Below are 15,730 nucleotides of genomic sequence, written 5' to 3' on the forward strand. Positions count from 1 at the left end.
TCCTTATATACCCGTCATACTTCAAATTGCATGTGCGTTGGCTGCACGCGTTCACCCCAGTCACGTACTTATGTCCGCTCCCGGGGATCCACTCCCTTGCCAATAACCACATAAGCAACAGGGAAATGATAGCAAATTGAAAGGGTATGCAAAAGAGGAACTTACCCTGCCACACGGTGGCAGGGCAGGAGCTAGCGGATAGTTTTTGGCGTCATGACGCGGCGGGCGCCCACATAGTGGCGGACCCAATAATCTTCGCTGAGCGAGGTGATTTGAATATCCTGACCGCTACGGGGCGACTGGATAAATTTCCCGTTGCCTACATAAACGCCAACGTGATCGGCGGTGCCGCGACCCTGGGTGCGAAAGAAGACCAGATCGCCATTTTCCAGTTCACCGCGGTTAACCGGCGCGGCATCGCGCAGGTGATACATTTCATTGGCGGTGCGTGGAATACGGAACTTGACCAGATCTTTATAGGCGTAATAGACAAGGCCGCTGCAGTCAAAACCGGTACGCGGAGAGGTGCCCCCCCCAGTGATACGGCTTGCCAATCTGCCCCATTAATTTGTTCATCGCCGTTTTTTTGCGCTTTTTGCATCCGCACTTTATGCACTTCCGCTAGTTTCAAGGCTTTGGTGCATTTCGCCTTGTGGCCTTTACGTGGAGTGCATGTTTGTGTCATAAGATTCGCAGCGGTTTTCGTCGTTTTACTTTTGCTGGCGTGGGCCGTGCGCAGGGATTTTGTTTTCGACTTGCTGGAGGCGATCTTTTTGCTCTGTAGGGTGGTTTTCTTCTTTGCGGTCTTACGGGTGGGTTTTTTCTTACGCTCAGCGTTTTTTACCAGATGCGTTTTTTGTACTGCAGAGTGCCGCGCCTGTTCAGAGGCATGTGCCGCCGGCGTCAAAGCCAATGATGTAAAAAGTAAAGCACAGAGCGTGATCGAGATTTTAGTTATCCGCGCCACTGGGCAGTCCCCTGGTTAATGCGGGCTATTAATAATACCCGCGCATGATTTACAAAACCCGTCGATTCTAATCTATAAAAACCCTGGAAGTTAATAGCAATTTTCAATCTTAATTCCTGTTTCGTTACCAGGTGCAAAAAAATGCATCATTTAACCACAATCATTAAAATAGAGGGACGTGACAAAAATGTTATTTTCCGCGGGCGGTCTGAACCGCTACAATGTCAGACTCATGCCGTAACAGTAGTCAAAGGAAGCAAACATGAGCACCACTATTGAAAAAATCCAGCGCCAGATCGCTGAAAACCCGATCCTCCTGTATATGAAAGGTTCTCCGAAGCTGCCAAGCTGCGGTTTTTCCGCGCAAGCCGTTCAGGCGCTGTCTGCCTGTGGCGAGCGTTTTGCTTACGTTGATATCCTGCAAAACCCGGACATTCGTGCTGAACTGCCAAAATACGCTAACTGGCCGACTTTCCCACAGCTGTGGATCGATGGCGAGCTGGTCGGCGGTTGCGACATCCTGATCGAAATGTATCAGCGTGGTGAACTGCAGCAGTTGATCAAAGAAACCGCTGCGAAGTACAAAACGCAAGAGCCTGACGCAGAATAATTTTTTGCGGATACAAAAAAGCGACTCCGTGAAGTCGCTTTTTTTATGCGAGGCGCGGGCTTAACCGGCCTGCGATTCAGTGTTAGCTTCATCGCCCATCGGTAATGGCCAGCCGCCCAGACGTTTCCAGCGGTTGACGATTTCGCAGAACAGTTCCGCCGTGCGCTCAGTGTCATATAACGCTGAATGCGCCTGAGTGCCGTCAAACGCAATTCCCGCCGTGATGCAGGCTTTTGATAGTACCGTTTGTCCCAGTGCCAGGCCGCTCAGTGCCGCGGTGTCGAAGGTGACGAAAGGGTGGAAGGGATTACGTTTAAGCGACGCACGTTCCGCCGCGGCCATCGTAAAGCTGTGATCGAAGGTGGCATTGTGAGCCACCATGATGGCGCGGCTGCAGTCATTCTCTTTCATGCCTTTGCGCACCATTTTAAAGATGGCGTGAAGCGCATCATATTCACTCACCGCGCCGCGCAGCGGGTTTGTAGGGTCGATACCGTTAAAGGCCAGCGCTTCTGGCTGCAGATTTGCACCTTTGAATGGTTCAACGTGGAAATGCAGCGTGGTGTCCGGTGTAAGCCAGCCCTGTTCATCCATCTTCAGCGTGATGGCGGCAATTTCAAGCAGCGCATCGGTTTTAGCGTTAAATCCGGCTGTTTCGACATCGATCACAACAGGATAAAAACCACGAAAACGGTCGCACAGACCGGTAAAATGAGCGTTATCGGACATCAGGGTCTCTTACAAGGGAAAAAAGCAGTGCGCATTATGGCAAATTTTAAGAGGGGATGCAGTAAAACTACGGGCGCATGTTGCGCCCTGAGAGATCAATTGCCGAGACCGCGACCCGCGTCTTTGGCCTCAATCAGCTCTATTTTGTAACCATCGGGATCTTCTACAAAGGCAATCACCGTGGTGCCGCCTTTGACCGGGCCCGCTTCACGGGTAACATTCCCGCCGTTGCTGCGAATGCGTTCACAGGCGTCGGCAGCGTTATCCACTTCCAGCGCGATATGACCATATGCCGTGCCCAGCTCGTAGGCGTCGACGCCCCAGTTCCAGGTCAGCTCAATTACCGCTTCATCCGCTTCCGGGCCGTAGCCGACAAACGCCAGTGAATATTTGTATTCCGGGTTTTCGCTGGTGCGCAGCAGCGTCATGCCCAGTACGTTCGTGTAGAAATCGATAGAACGTTGCAGGTCGCCAACGCGCAGCATGGTGTGAAGTAGGCGCATAATTTCCTCATTAACCTTTGGAATGGATTATCTTTTTTAACAGAAACGATGTTTTAGTATAGCGGCGATGTATCGCCGCTATCAATGCTCAGAGGCGGAATTAGAGCGAAGGGTAGTCGGTATAGCCTTCTGCGCCACCGCCGTAGAAGCTCTCAGGGCGCTGTGGGTTCAGCTCTGCTTTCTTCTGCAGACGAGCCACCAGATCCGGGTTGGCAATGTAGTCACGGCCAAAGGCGACGGCGTCGATCAGGCCTTTGTTGATCAGATCTTCAGCCTTCTCAGGGGTGTAAGCACCCGCGCCAATGATCACCCCGTTAAAGCGCTCACGCACTTTCTGACGGAAGGACTCAGTGTAAGGCTGGCCACCGGCCCAGTCCGGCTCGGACATATGCAGGTAAGCAATGCCGCGTTTCGCCAGTTCGTCAATCAGATACAGGGCATCGGCCTCTTCGTTCGGTCCGTTGTCGACATTCTGGAAAGAACCGATGGGGGAGACGCGGATACCTATCCGCTCCGGGCCCCACTCCTGGCAGACGGCATCAACCACTTCCAGCACCAGGCGGGCGCGGTTTTCTACGCTGCCGCCATACTGGTCGGTACGATGGTTAGACGACGGTGACAGGAACTGGTGCAGCAGATAGCCGTGAGCCGAGTGCAGTTCAACCAGGTCGAACCCGGCTTCACGCGCATTCGCCACCGCCTGACGGAAATCATTCACGATGCCCGGGATCTCGTCCAGCTCCAGCGCACGCGGCATCGAGGTATCGACGCGGATTGATTGACCGTTTTCATCGCGCAGAGAGGTACGGGTATTAGCGCTGAGGGCCGAGGCGGAAACTGGCGCCTGACCGCCTGGCTGGACGCTGGTGTGAGAGATACGGCCGGTATGCCAGAGCTGTACCGCAATGCGGCCATCTTCAGCGTGAACGCCAGCGGTGATTTTCTGCCACGCGGCAATTTGCTCAGGGCTGTGCAGACCCGGTGCGCCGGCATAGCCTTTCGCCTGGGCGGAAATCTGCGTTGCTTCAGAGATGATCAGGCCAGAGCTGGCGCGCTGGCGGTAATATTCACCCATCAGCGGGGTAGGGATGTCGCCCGGCTCAATGCTGCGCAGACGGGTGAGCGGGGCCATAAACACGCGGTTTGGCGCGGTAACGGCACCGACTTTTAGTGGGGTAAATAATTTTTCAGCGGACATAGAGACTCCTGAGTAGACCAGTCGACTAGTGATTAACTAAATAAAAACGCCTGTTAAACGGCAGGCGCAGAAAGCGTGCTTGTCACATGCGTCAGTGCGCTTTCTAGCGGCACTGCGCTGCGAGAAATTTTGGCCTGCAGGTTAGCCCCCAGCCAGAGAGCATATAATACCTGAGCCTGGGTTAATGGCTCGCCGGGGAAGGTCAGCGTTTTTTCATCACGACCCTTCTCCAGCGCCTGGGCGAGCAGGACGATAACCCCGCTGGCGCCTTTATCCATTGCAGTGCGCATATCTTCGGAGAGATCGCACACTTCGGCCGAGAGCTTAACCGTCAGGCAACCGCTGATGACGCCCTGCTGACAGAACTGGGTCAGCGTCTCCTGATAGTAGTTCAGAACACGATCCCGGTAATTACCTGCGCCGCAGGCAAAATGGGTCGCCAGACGCTGGTGATAGCTGGCATAGTGCCGCTCCAGCATCGCCACGCCAAAGGCTTCTTTGGACCGGAAGTAATGATAAAACGATCCTTTCGGTACCTCAGCGGTTTTGAGTAACTCGCTCAACCCCATACCGGTGAACCCACGATGCATGCAAAGACGCTCGCCGGTCGCCAGTAGATGTTCGCGTGTATCGTGTTCAGTATTTCTGCTCATGGCAACACTGTAATAGACCGTTCGGTCTATTGCAAGGGCGTGGCGCGTCGGTACAGGTTAAGTATATCCAGTTGTTGTTTATAAGCTGTTGATTTAACGCCCATTTTCCCCAGTACGGTAGTGAACAAATAAGTAAGCGCGGTATTCATGATCGGTACGGTTTTTTGGCGTTGGGCGGACAAATATCGCGATCGCTCGCACCAGCAGGGCATACCCCCCTTTTCCGGTGGGAATGCGCATCTCTGTGGTAAAGCCCTTGCACGCAAGGCATTTAACGTCTTCACTGTAATTGTTTGTTGCTTTTGGGAGGTGAGCGTGGCAGAGCAACTGGAATTTTTCCCCATCCAGAGCCCGTGCCGGGGGATTTGTCAGATGGACGAGCGCGGGTATTGCCGCGGGTGTATGCGTACCCGCGATGAGCGCTTTAACTGGCAAAGCTTGAGCGACACGCAAAAGCAGGACGTGCTTCGTCTCTGTCGACAGCGCTTTTTGCGTAAAATACGCGCGAACAAGCCCGGTGATACCGAAGAACCTCAGCAGTCTTCACTGTTTTAGTACGGTAAATGCGTATACTCATGGCATCACTTCCTTGAGGAAATTGTCATGGTTCAGCGTATTACCCTTGCCCCCCAGGGCCCGGAATTCTCCCGCTTTGTGATGGGCTACTGGCGGCTTATGGACTGGAATATGTCTTCCCTTCAACTGGCGAGCTTTATCGACGAGCATCTCGAGTTAGGGGTCACCACCGTCGATCATGCTGATATTTACGGTGGCTACCAGTGTGAAGCCGCCTTCGGTGAGGCGCTCAGGCAGGCTCCGGCGCTGCGTCAGCGCATGGAGATTGTCACGAAATGCGGTATCGCCACCACCGCCAGGCCTGAGCATACGCTGGGGCACTACATCACCGATAGCCGGCATATCATCAACAGCGCAGAACAGTCCCTGACCCATCTGGCAACGGATTATATCGATCTGTTGTTAATTCACCGTCCCGATCCGTTGATGGAGGCTGATGAGGTGGCAGAAGCGTTCCTCAATCTGCATCAAAGCGGGAAGGTGCGTCATTTCGGCGTATCTAATTTTACCCCCGCGCAGTTTGCGCTGCTTCAGTCTCGTCTGCCGTTTACGCTTGCAACCAACCAGGTGGAAATTTCTCCCGTTCATCAGCCGCTGCTGCTGGATGGTACGCTCGATCAGCTGCAGCAGTTGCGCATTCGTCCAATGGCGTGGTCTTGCCTGGGCGGCGGCCGGCTGTTCAATGATGAGCAGTTCCAGCCGCTGCGCAATGAACTGGAAACTATTGCGCTTGAGCTAAATGCCCGGACCATCGAACAGGTGGTTTACGCATGGATCCTGCGCCTGCCTTCAAAACCGCTGCCGATTATCGGCTCCGGCAAAATTGAGCGTGTGCGCTCTGCGCTGGCGGCGGAAGAGCTGCAGATGACCCGTCAACATTGGTTCCGCATCCGCAAAGCGGCGCTGGGGTACGACGTCCCCTAATCAGCTTTAAACAGGGCTTTTCGGTGAAATCTTTCCCCCTGGTATAAACTGAAGGGGGAAAATTAACCTGTGGAGGTCATATGAAGCGTTTTGCTCTGGCGTTCGTTACGCTGGTTGTTTGCGCAGGGGCGCAGGCAGCCAGCGATAAAGTGGAAATGAATCTCGTCACCTCTCAGGGGGTCGGCCAGTCTATCGGCACGGTAAACATTACCGAGACCGACAAAGGACTGGAATTTGCCCCCGATCTCAAAGCTCTTCCTCCTGGCGAACATGGTTTCCACGTTCATGCTAAAGGTAGCTGTCAGCCCGCCATTAAAGACGGTAAAGCCACGGCTGCCGAAGCGGCGGGTGGACACCTTGATCCGCAGCACACCGGCAAGCATGAAGGCCCGGACGGCGTGGGGCACCTGGGTGACCTGCCGGTGCTGGTGGTCAATAATGACGGAAAAGCCACTGACCCGGTAGTGGCCCCGCGTCTGAAAAAACTGGATGAGGTGAAAGGCAAAGCGCTGATGATCCACGTTGGCGGGGACAATATGTCCGATCAGCCTAAACCGCTCGGCGGTGGCGGTGCGCGTTACGCCTGCGGGGTAATGTGATCGCCAATTGAGCCCGGTGGCGGTGCCTGCTCCAGCTGCGACAGCGAACAGTGCAGCCGCCATATTATTGAGGCTAAGTCGTGTGACGCAGGTAAAGGGTGACGCGCAAGGGTATCGCAAATCCGCTGAAGCTCCGCAAGCGTGGCTTCCAGCGGACGCTGCTGTACGCCACGTTCATTCATCACATCGCGAAGCAGTGAAATGCACACGTCTCGTACCTGGGAAAGCGGATCGGAACGCGTTTCCCATGCGCGAAGCTGCCAGACCACATGCGAACAATTGAGCAGTACCACCCCCCAGCGTAACAACCAGCGACGGGAAAGCGAATCCTGGCTGTTATTGAGCTGGCTGACATGATGGTACACCAGCGACTCGTACTCACTTTCGTGCAGATGCGGTCTTCGGCTGAGCTGATCGACAAACCCGCGACGAAGCTCGCGGATATGCCTGCGGCTCTTACGGGCATCCGAACCCGGGCGAAGTACCGCAAATGCTAGCCAGGCCAGCCCCACGCCGACGATTTTCGCCAGGTTATCGTTAAGAAAATCGGCGTAATCGTAAACCGGTGGATTGGTTACCGAGATAAACGAACCCATAAAGACAATCAGTTGCCCCCACAGACCGGCCAGCCTGGGCATTTGCAGCTTAAGCAACTGCATAGTGGTTATCAGCGGGAATAAAAACAGCAGGAATTGCCAGAGGTCGCTTATCTGTACCATCAGGCCAAATTTCACCACAAAGCTAAACAGTGATAATAGCACCAGGGTGCGCAGTAATAGCGTGAGCGAGTTAAACGGTGAGGCGACCACGGAATAGAGCACACAACTGATGGCGGCAAGCGTCAATGCGGCCGAGCCGGAATCCCACTGCGTCATTATGGTCCACGCGCCAACCAACATAAGTGCGCAGAAGGTGCGAAAACCGCTCCACAACGCCTCCATGGCGTCGGTGTGCCGCGCCAGCGCCGGACTGCCGGGCACGGCAAACTCGGTTATCGGCGTGGCATTTTCGACGGCGTTAATCCAGCGACTGCTGCGCAAATATAACCGGCAAAAATCATTTAAACGCTGCCAGAAGGCGCGGTGGCGGTAGTCATACTCATCTTTAGGGGCCAGCGGGGCAATAATTCGCGCCACGGTATAGATGTCAGCATCCCGGCGGGCAAGGGCGGCGAGCAGCGCTTCGATAATGGCGCGCGTATTTTGTGGCGGCGTCGGCCAGTTAAGCAGCATCCGACGCAGGCCGGAGATCGCGCTGGTCATTCGTAACTGCTGGTGCAGTAAATAGTTAAGCAGGGTGTTCTGACGACGAAAACGATAGTGGCTCCAGAAGGCCTGAATGCGCAGCAGGTTCATGGTCAGGATCTGAGCAATGACCTTCTCGTGTGCAAGGCGGATGGCATCGTTGGAATCAGGCTGCCACAGCAAGCTGGCATGCTCAAGTAAACGGGTATGCATGTTCTTCAGAGCGGAGATAAGCGCCGTACCGTCGGAAGTGCTGGGCAGGATCATCATCATGAACCCGCCGCACAGGATACCGACAATCACCTCGCAGACGCGGGCCTGGGCGATATCCCACAGCTCCGTAGTGTCGAGAACGTTGATCACCGGGAAGGCAATAATGGCGGCGGTATAGCCTGCCAGTTGAAACGCGTAGGCGACGTTATGGCTGAAATGCGCGCAAGCCCAGGTACAAAAACCAAGCCATGCCGCCATGCTCAGTAAAAAGAGCCACGGATCGTTGAGGGTGTGGCCGGCCAGGATCAGCGCGGCCGTGGCGCCCAACAGACTTCCGGCTACGCGCCCCAGGCTTTTACTGATCACACCGCCGACGGTCGGGAAACTCACCACCGCCGCAGAGGTCATCGCCCAGTAGGGTTCATCCAGATTGAGACAATAGGCTACCGTGAGCGCAAGACACATTGCGATGCCATTTCGCAGCGCGTAGCGCCACTGGGGCCGTGTCGCTTTGATCCACGGGGTATTTCGCCAGGAGAACGCCCGCAGGTTCATTAGCGTGTTCCGAGGGAGACGGTACAGGTCGTGCCTGAGACCAGCGTAATATCCTGCGGTACACGGTCAAATTCTACGCGAACCGGTACACGCTGCGCCAGTCGTACCCAGGGAACGTTAGGTTTGATGTCCGGCACCAGCCCCGAATCGGTCTCCACGCTTTGGTCGTAAATCGCACGTCCGATACTGGAAACGTGACCTTGTAACGTTTGTGAGCCGCTGTAAAGGGTGATGGTTGCTGGCGCGCCTTCATGGATATGGCGTAGTTTGGTCTCTTCAAAATAGCCCACCACGTAGAAAGAGTGGCTGTCGATAAGGGCAAAGATGGGCTGGCCGGTAGTGGCATAATTGCCGACGCGGGCAGACAGATTGGTCACCCATCCGTCTACCGGTGCCTTGACCACGGTTTGCTCCCGCTCCCACTGAGCCTGTTTAAGGGAAGCCTCAGCCACATCAACGCTGGCCTGCATCGCTTTAACGGTAATATTGGCGGTATCCAGATCTTCGGCGGAAATGTAGTTTTGCGACAGGTGTCGGCGGCGGTTCGCTTCATTGTTCGCTTTCGCTAAATCAGAGCGGGCTTTAGCCAGTTGCGCCTGGGCGTTAAGAATGGCGATGCGGTACGGCGTTTCATCGATGCGCAATAAAACCTCTCCTTTTTTGACCAACTGGTTATCCTTAACAAGAAGCGCGGTAATACTGCCGGAAACCTGTGGCGTGATACTCACCTGCTCAGCGCGAATTTTACCGTCGCGTGTCCAGGGGGATTGCATATAAAAATTCCACAGCCACCATCCGGCAATCAGCGCCAGCGCCAGGACGAACAAGGTGGAGAAGTATTTCAGCGTTTTCAGAGACATATTTACCACACAATCAATACAGCGAGGCCCAGGCTCACGCAGAGGGCAAACAGGGAGAGATCCATGAGCATGGGGTGCCAGATCTCACCGGAGTACATCCAGTCGCGCAGGAGTCTGTGCGCCACAAGCCAGATCGGAAAGCCCAGCAGGACGGCTTTAAACAGGGGTGGAAAATAGAGTGATGCACCGAAGATAAGGTCCTGGAGGGGTAACCCTGCACAGCGATGAAAGAACGTCACGAGCAAAGATCCTTTGCAGTGGACACATTGCCACGATGGCCGGTCCGGTATGGTATTCAGTGTAAATCATACTTCTGTGTGTGTTGAATGCAGTATTGCATTTGTTTTGGCAATATAAATGCTGCACACTATTCTAAAATCAGTATAATCACTTAGCAAGCTAATTATAAGGAGATGAAATTGGAATCGCCATTAGGTTCTGATCTGGCAAGGTTAGTACGCGTCTGGCGTGCCCTGATTGACCATCGCCTGAAACCTCTGGAGTTGACACAGACGCATTGGGTTACGCTGCATAATATCCATCAGCTTCCGCCTGAGCAGTCACAAATTCAACTGGCCAAAGCGATTGGCATTGAGCAGCCATCACTGGTGCGCACGCTTGACCAACTGGAGGAGAAGGGGCTGATCTCCCGGCAAACCTGCGCCAGCGATCGTCGTGCTAAGCGGATTAAACTCACTGACAAAGCAGCGCCTATCATTACCGAGATGGAGGCTGTTATCAGCAAAACGCGAAGTGAAATCCTGACAGGGGTTTCACCTGCGGAGCTTGAAATGCTCATCAGTCTCATCGGTCGCCTTGAGCAAAACATCCATGAGCTGCAGTCACGTGACTAACGAGAAACAAGTGCCTTGCTGATGCAGGGCCTTTTAACAGGCAATAAGCAGATGAAAAATCAGTAAAAAAAGAGTGAGTGAAGTGAATTGTTTATGCGTAAATGCGGATGCGGCCTGTCAGCCACATCCGCAATGTGATTAGCGCGGGGAAACCGTAACCTGTCGGCCGTTGCTTGCCAGAACAACACGCTGCCCGGCGGAGAAGCGGGTATTGCCTTGCTTCTGTACCACCATAATGGTGCTGCCGTCGTCTTTACGAATTTCAAGCTCTACACCCTGGGACTTGTTCATTGCCCCCTGAACGCCCTGGCCTGCAACCCCACCCGCAACAGCACCCGCCGCCGTTGCCAGTGAACGGCCTGTACCACCGCCTACGGTGTTACCCAGGAAACCGCCCAGCACGGCGCCACCGAGAGCGCCAACAACGTTGTTTTCATCACCACCCTGGATCTGAACAGGACGAGCATTAACAACGGTACCGTAAGTGACGTTCTGAACTTGTTTAGCCTCAGAAGCGCGATAAACGTCGCCAGAAAGTGAACTGTCATTCACACAACCAGCCAGTGTTAAACCAATCAGGGAAACGCCCAGTACACGTAACATCATTTGAATCTCCTGTTCACCAAATACGCTCAGTTTGAGCATCCGTAATGGCTAAATTATAAGGCATTAAAGACTACAATTCATATCTTTGCATTAACAATGGGAAAATTGTACTCGAATTTGACTTAACGAGAGATAAACGGAGCCCGTCGCGTTACGTCTATGACATTGTTAAAAAATATTATCTCCGCATAGCCAAGCTGCGCCGTTTATGGTTGAGTGGTTAGCCTTAGCCCACGCAACGTAAGGAAAGCGCATGAAATCGGGTCGCTACATTGGCGTAATGTCTGGCACCAGTCTGGATGGGGTAGATGTAGTTCTTGCCGCCATTGATAACACCATGGTGGCACAGCAGGCGAGCCTGATATGGCCTATTCCTGTCTCGCTGAAAGAGGAAATTCTAAGCATCTGCCAGGGACAACCGTTGACGCTTTCACAGCTTGGGCAACTTGATGTACGCCTGGGGGCGCTGTTTGCTGATGCGGTGCTGGCCCTGATGCGCCAGCAAAATCTTCAGCCGCTGGATGTGGTGGCCATTGGCTGTCATGGCCAGACCGTCTGGCATGAGCCTACCGGCGATGCCCCCCACACCTTGCAAATTGGCGATAACAACCAAATTGTAGCCAGAACTGGCGTCACGGTAGTGGGGGATTTCCGTCGTCGTGATATCGCCCTTGGCGGCCAGGGCGCACCGCTCGTGCCGGCTTTCCACCAGGCACTGCTGGCACACCCGACAGAGCGTCGAATGGTGCTTAACATTGGCGGAATTGCTAATCTGTCGATGCTGATCCCGGGCCAGCCTGTTCGTGGCTATGATACCGGCCCGGGCAATATGCTGATGGATGCCTGGATCTGGCGCCGGTGTAGAAAACCTTACGATAAAAATGCCCGGTGGGCCAGCGAAGGCAAGGTTATCATCCCGCTACTGCAATCAATGCTCAGCGACCCGTATTTTGCGTTACCGGCGCCCAAAAGTACGGGTCGTGAATATTTCAATTATGGCTGGCTTGAACGTCATTTAGCCCGCTATCCTGCGCTCGCGCCGCACGATGTCCAGACGACGCTCGCCGAGTTTACCGCGGTATCAATAGCCGAACAGGTTCTCCTGAGCGGAGGATGCGACCGCCTGCTGGTCTGCGGTGGCGGAAGCCGCAACCCGCTGGTGATGGCGCGTCTGGCGGGATTACTGGCGGGAACTGAAGTCTCAACCACCGATGAGGCCGGGATAAGCGGCGATGATATGGAAGCGCTGGCGTTTGCCTGGCTTGCCTGGCGAACCGTGGCCGGGTTACCGGGAAATATGCCCTCGGTAACCGGCGTGCGGGAAGCGAGCGTGCTGGGGGCGATTTTCCCGGCGAACCCGCGACATAATCAGAGTTAACTGAAATTCAGCGCTATCTATAGTCGCTAGAATGGTGCCAATTGGGAGGGCAACGCTGCCCTTCAGGACCAGGATAGTCTTCGGAATATGACCATGAAAAAACTTCTTATTGCTGTGCCGTTATTGTTGTCCGGGTGCAGCGCCTATAACCAATTCGTTGAGCGCATGCAGACCGATACGCTTGAGTATCGCTGTGATGAAAAACCCCTGACGGTGAAGTTAAACAATCCGCGTCAGGAAGCCAGCTTTGTCTACGACAACACGCTGCTCACGCTTAAGCAAGGGATCTCCGCCTCTGGCGCGCGCTACACGGACGGGATTTATGTTTTCTGGTCAAAAGGAGACAGCGCGACGGTTTACAAACGCGATCGTATCGTGCTCAACAATTGCCAGCTCGAAAACCCGAAGCGTTGAGATTTTTACGGGGGGAGCGCACAATAGTGCCACCCAATGTCAATCTCAGCTAATGCCATGTCAGACAACGACGAACTGCAGCAAATTGCGCATCTGCGCCGCGAATACACCAAAGGCGGCCTGCGTCGCCCGGACCTGCCTGCCGACCCACTGGTGCTCTTTGAACACTGGCTGAAACAGGCCTGTGAGGCCAAACTGGCCGACCCGACGGCAATGGTTGTCGCGACGGTTGACGAAAACGGTCAGCCCTATCAACGTATCGTGTTGCTTAAGCATTACGACGAAAAAGGGCTGGTCTTTTATACCAACCTGGGCAGCCGCAAAGCGCACCACTTAGAAAATAACCCGCGTATTAGCCTGCTGTTCCCGTGGCACATGCTGGAGCGTCAGGTCATGGTCACAGGCCTTGCACAACGGCTTTCTACGCTTGAAGTAGTGAAATACTTCCACAGCCGTCCGCGTGACAGCCAGATCGGCGCCTGGGTCTCTAAACAATCCAGCCGTATTTCCGCACGTGGCATACTGGAAAGCAAATTCCTCGAGTTAAAACAGAAGTTCCAGCAGGGTGAAGTCCCCCTGCCCAGTTTCTGGGGCGGGTTTCGCATCCCGATTGAGCAGATGGAGTTCTGGCAGGGGGGGGAACATCGCCTGCACGACCGCTTTTTGTACCAACGTGTAAATGACGGCTGGAAAATCGACAGACTGGCGCCTTAATCCCCGAATTTGTTGTTTTAAGCGCTAGCGCTACGTGCGCCAGCGCTTTATTCTATGTACTTTTCGCATCAGGCGAAAAGTCGTGTACCGGCAAAGGTGCAGTCGCTTATACATGGAGAATTTGATGGCAAGCAGTAACTTGATTAAACAATTGCAAGAGCGGGGCCTGGTGGCCCAGGTGACGGACGAGGAAGCGTTAGCTTCGCTGCTGGCGCAAGGCCCGATCGCGCTCTATTGCGGCTTCGATCCCACCGCTGACAGCTTGCATTTGGGGCATCTTGTTCCATTGTTATGCCTGAAACGCTTCCAGATGGCAGGCCATAAACCTGTTGCACTGGTGGGCGGCGCAACCGGTCTGATTGGCGACCCGAGCTTTAAAGCCGCTGAGCGTAAACTTAACACCGAAGACACCGTGCAGGAGTGGGTGGATAAAATCCGCAAGCAGGTCGCACCGTTCCTCGACTTCGACGGTGGCGACAACGCTGCGATTGCCGCAAACAACTACGATTGGTTTGGTGGCATGAATGTGCTGACTTTCCTGCGAGATATCGGCAAACATTTTTCTGTTAACCAGATGATTAACAAAGAAGCCGTGAAGCAGCGTCTCAACCGTGACGACCAGGGTATCTCCTTCACCGAGTTCTCCTACAACCTGCTGCAGGGTTATGACTTTGCCTGCCTGAACAAACTGCACGGCGTCTCGCTGCAGATTGGCGGTTCAGACCAGTGGGGTAACATCACCTCCGGTATCGATCTGACCCGTCGTCTGCACCAGAAGCAGGTCTTCGGTCTGACCGTTCCGCTTATCACTAAAGCGGACGGGACGAAGTTCGGAAAAACCGAAGGCGGCGCGGTATGGCTCGATCCGAAGAAAACCAGCCCGTATAAATTCTATCAGTTCTGGATCAACACGGCGGATGCCGATGTTTACCGCTTCCTCAAGTTCTTCACCTTTATGGAGCTTGACGCGATTAATGCGCTGGAAGAGGAAGACAAAACCAGCGGTGCAGCACCGCGCGCCCAGTACGTGCTGGCTGATGAAGTCACCAGACTGGTACACGGCGAAGAGGGGCTGGTTGCGGCTAAGCGTATTACCGACAGCCTGTTCAACGGTACGTTAAGCGAGTTGAGCGAAGCGGACTTCGAACAACTGGCGCAGGATGGCGTGCCGATGGTTGAAATGGAACAAGGTGCAGACCTGATGCAAGCGCTGGTGGATTCCGGGCTGCAGCCGTCGCGCGGTCAGGCACGTAAAACCATCGCGTCTAACGCCATCACCATCAACGGTGAGAAGCAGGCTGACCCGGAATATATTTTTGCGCAAGGCGATCGTCTGTTTGGCCGCTACACGCTTCTGCGTCGCGGCAAGAAAAACTACTGTCTGATCTGCTGGAAGTCATAAGATGAGTGCAGGGCGTGGGAAACCACGCCCTTTTTGAAATGCAGGCGCTTGCGGCGCAGGAACGTATCGCGAAGCCGCGTCACACCTGCAGGCCCACGCCAGCGGGATAAATTAGTTCAACTCTTCCGCTTTCAGCGCCGCAGCCACCGCAGGGCGGGTCGCCACACGATCCATATACGCTGTAATATGCTCAAACCCTTCCAGGTTCAGCTTAACCGCACGCGCCCAGCGCAGAACAGTGAACAGGTAGGCATCGGCAATGGTAAAACGCGCGCCGCAAATCCACCCGTCGTCCTTCAGTGATTCGTTGATGTACTGCAGCTTTTTCTCCAGCAGAGTGCGTACGGTTGGCTTGTACTCTTCTGGGGTATCCGGGCGGAACAACGGCGTAAAGCCTTTGTGCAGCTCGGTTGCAATATAGTTCAGCCACTCCAGCGTCTTATAGCGGGAAATACTGTTTACCGGTGCCAGCAGCTGGCGATCCGGTACGGAATCGGCGAGGTACTGCATAATCGCCACGCCCTCGGTCAGTAACGTGCCGTCATCGAGCAGCAGGGCCGGAACTTGTCCTTTGGGATTGATAGCCAGGTAGTCATCGCCGTTTTCGAGGCACTTTTTCATCAGGTCAACGCCATCCAGGGTAAAATCTTTGCCGCTCTCGCGTAAGATAATGTGGGAAGCAAGAGAGCAGGCGCCCGGTTTATAGAACAGTTTCATCGGTAACTCCTTTT

At 54.4% G+C, this 15,730-nt stretch carries 18 protein-coding genes and 1 pseudogene; 9 read left to right on the forward strand and 10 right to left on the reverse strand.

All coding sequences use genetic code 11. The annotated features are described in order from the left end of the window. Positions 1-191 precede the first annotated feature (191 nt). A pseudogene (locus tag NL510_RS10500) lies at positions 192-967 on the reverse strand (C40 family peptidase). 262 nt (positions 968-1,229) lie between these two features. Between NL510_RS10500 and grxD the strand changes: the two are divergent. Then, entirely contained in the window at positions 1,230-1,577 is a 348-nt protein-coding gene (grxD, locus tag NL510_RS10505) for a monothiol glutaredoxin 4 (RefSeq protein WP_253384340.1), read from the forward strand. Between the two features lie 60 nt (positions 1,578-1,637). On the opposite strand, the gene rnt is transcribed toward grxD, so the two are convergent. The 4 genes from rnt to NL510_RS10525 form a co-directional block, all read right to left on the reverse strand. After that, positions 1,638-2,306, reverse strand: a complete 669-nt coding sequence (gene rnt, locus NL510_RS10510) for a ribonuclease T (protein WP_253384343.1) — start codon at positions 2,304-2,306, stop codon at positions 1,638-1,640. Positions 2,307-2,401: 95 nt separating this feature from the next. Then, entirely contained in the window at positions 2,402-2,809 is a 408-nt protein-coding gene (gene gloA / locus NL510_RS10515) for a lactoylglutathione lyase (RefSeq protein WP_253384345.1), read from the reverse strand. A gap of 100 nt (positions 2,810-2,909) precedes the next feature. Then, positions 2,910-4,007: an alkene reductase gene (locus NL510_RS10520; protein WP_253384347.1), complete on the reverse strand. Its 1,098-nt coding sequence runs from the start codon at positions 4,005-4,007 to the stop codon at positions 2,910-2,912. Between the two features lie 53 nt (positions 4,008-4,060). Beyond that, positions 4,061-4,660: a TetR/AcrR family transcriptional regulator gene (locus NL510_RS10525; protein ID WP_253384349.1), complete on the reverse strand. Its 600-nt coding sequence runs from the start codon at positions 4,658-4,660 to the stop codon at positions 4,061-4,063. 315 nt (positions 4,661-4,975) lie between these two features. Here NL510_RS10525 and NL510_RS10530 point away from each other — a divergent pair, with 315 nt between their 5' ends. From NL510_RS10530 to sodC, 3 genes are all read left to right on the forward strand, one after another. Continuing rightward, positions 4,976-5,215 (forward strand): DUF1289 domain-containing protein, encoded by a 240-nt coding sequence (locus NL510_RS10530; protein ID WP_253384351.1) that lies wholly within the window; start codon positions 4,976-4,978, stop codon positions 5,213-5,215. Positions 5,216-5,263: 48 nt separating this feature from the next. Then, complete coding sequence (locus NL510_RS10535) at positions 5,264-6,160, forward strand: aldo/keto reductase (RefSeq protein ID WP_253384353.1); 897 nt, start codon at positions 5,264-5,266, stop codon at positions 6,158-6,160. Positions 6,161-6,240: 80 nt separating this feature from the next. Next, positions 6,241-6,759, forward strand: a complete 519-nt coding sequence (gene sodC, locus NL510_RS10540; RefSeq protein ID WP_253384356.1) for a superoxide dismutase [Cu-Zn] SodC — start codon at positions 6,241-6,243, stop codon at positions 6,757-6,759. Here sodC and NL510_RS10545 read toward each other — a convergent pair. From NL510_RS10545 to NL510_RS10555, 3 genes are read right to left on the reverse strand one after another with little or no spacing between them, the layout of a single operon-like run. Beyond that, the gene (locus tag NL510_RS10545) at positions 6,738-8,771 is read right to left on the reverse strand and encodes an FUSC family protein (RefSeq protein WP_253384358.1); all 2,034 of its coding nucleotides are present in this window, start codon (positions 8,769-8,771) and stop codon (positions 6,738-6,740) included. The genes sodC and NL510_RS10545 overlap by 22 nt on opposite strands. Continuing rightward, entirely contained in the window at positions 8,771-9,631 is an 861-nt protein-coding gene (locus tag NL510_RS10550) for an efflux RND transporter periplasmic adaptor subunit (protein ID WP_253384360.1), read from the reverse strand. Before NL510_RS10550 ends, NL510_RS10545 begins: the two co-directional genes overlap by 1 nt. Before the next feature lie 2 nt (positions 9,632-9,633). Then, on the reverse strand, positions 9,634-9,870 hold the full coding sequence (locus NL510_RS10555; RefSeq protein ID WP_253384362.1) for a DUF1656 domain-containing protein: 237 nt from the start codon (positions 9,868-9,870) through the stop codon (positions 9,634-9,636). A gap of 174 nt (positions 9,871-10,044) precedes the next feature. Here NL510_RS10555 and slyA point away from each other — a divergent pair, with 174 nt between their 5' ends. Continuing rightward, entirely contained in the window at positions 10,045-10,485 is a 441-nt protein-coding gene (gene slyA / locus NL510_RS10560; RefSeq protein WP_253384364.1) for a transcriptional regulator SlyA, read from the forward strand. Positions 10,486-10,623: 138 nt separating this feature from the next. On the opposite strand, the gene slyB is transcribed toward slyA, so the two are convergent. Beyond that, the gene (gene slyB, locus NL510_RS10565; RefSeq protein WP_253384366.1) at positions 10,624-11,091 is read right to left on the reverse strand and encodes an outer membrane lipoprotein SlyB; all 468 of its coding nucleotides are present in this window, start codon (positions 11,089-11,091) and stop codon (positions 10,624-10,626) included. Positions 11,092-11,344: 253 nt separating this feature from the next. Here slyB and anmK point away from each other — a divergent pair, with 253 nt between their 5' ends. The 4 genes from anmK to tyrS all read left to right on the forward strand — a co-directional run bounded on the left by anmK (position 11,345) and on the right by tyrS (position 14,999). Continuing rightward, positions 11,345-12,469, forward strand: a complete 1,125-nt coding sequence (anmK, locus tag NL510_RS10570; protein WP_253384368.1) for an anhydro-N-acetylmuramic acid kinase — start codon at positions 11,345-11,347, stop codon at positions 12,467-12,469. 87 nt (positions 12,470-12,556) lie between these two features. Beyond that, a complete protein-coding gene (mliC, locus tag NL510_RS10575) occupies positions 12,557-12,883 on the forward strand; it encodes a C-type lysozyme inhibitor (RefSeq protein ID WP_253384370.1) in 327 nt (108 codons plus the stop codon). Positions 12,884-12,940: 57 nt separating this feature from the next. Further along, positions 12,941-13,597 carry a pyridoxamine 5'-phosphate oxidase gene (gene pdxH, locus NL510_RS10580; protein WP_253384855.1) on the forward strand — a complete coding sequence of 219 codons (657 nt, stop codon included), beginning with the start codon at positions 12,941-12,943 and terminating at the stop codon, positions 13,595-13,597. Between the two features lie 124 nt (positions 13,598-13,721). Then, positions 13,722-14,999: a tyrosine--tRNA ligase gene (gene tyrS, locus NL510_RS10585; protein WP_253384372.1), complete on the forward strand. Its 1,278-nt coding sequence runs from the start codon at positions 13,722-13,724 to the stop codon at positions 14,997-14,999. A 111-nt stretch (positions 15,000-15,110) separates the two neighbouring features. On the opposite strand, the gene gstA is transcribed toward tyrS, so the two are convergent. After that, complete coding sequence (gstA, locus tag NL510_RS10590; protein ID WP_253384374.1) at positions 15,111-15,716, reverse strand: glutathione transferase GstA; 606 nt, start codon at positions 15,714-15,716, stop codon at positions 15,111-15,113. Positions 15,717-15,730 lie beyond the last annotated feature (14 nt).

Origin of the sequence: unidentified bacterial endosymbiont, assembly GCF_918797525.1 — a bacterium.
Classification (GTDB): Bacteria; Pseudomonadota; Gammaproteobacteria; order Enterobacterales; family Enterobacteriaceae; genus Enterobacter.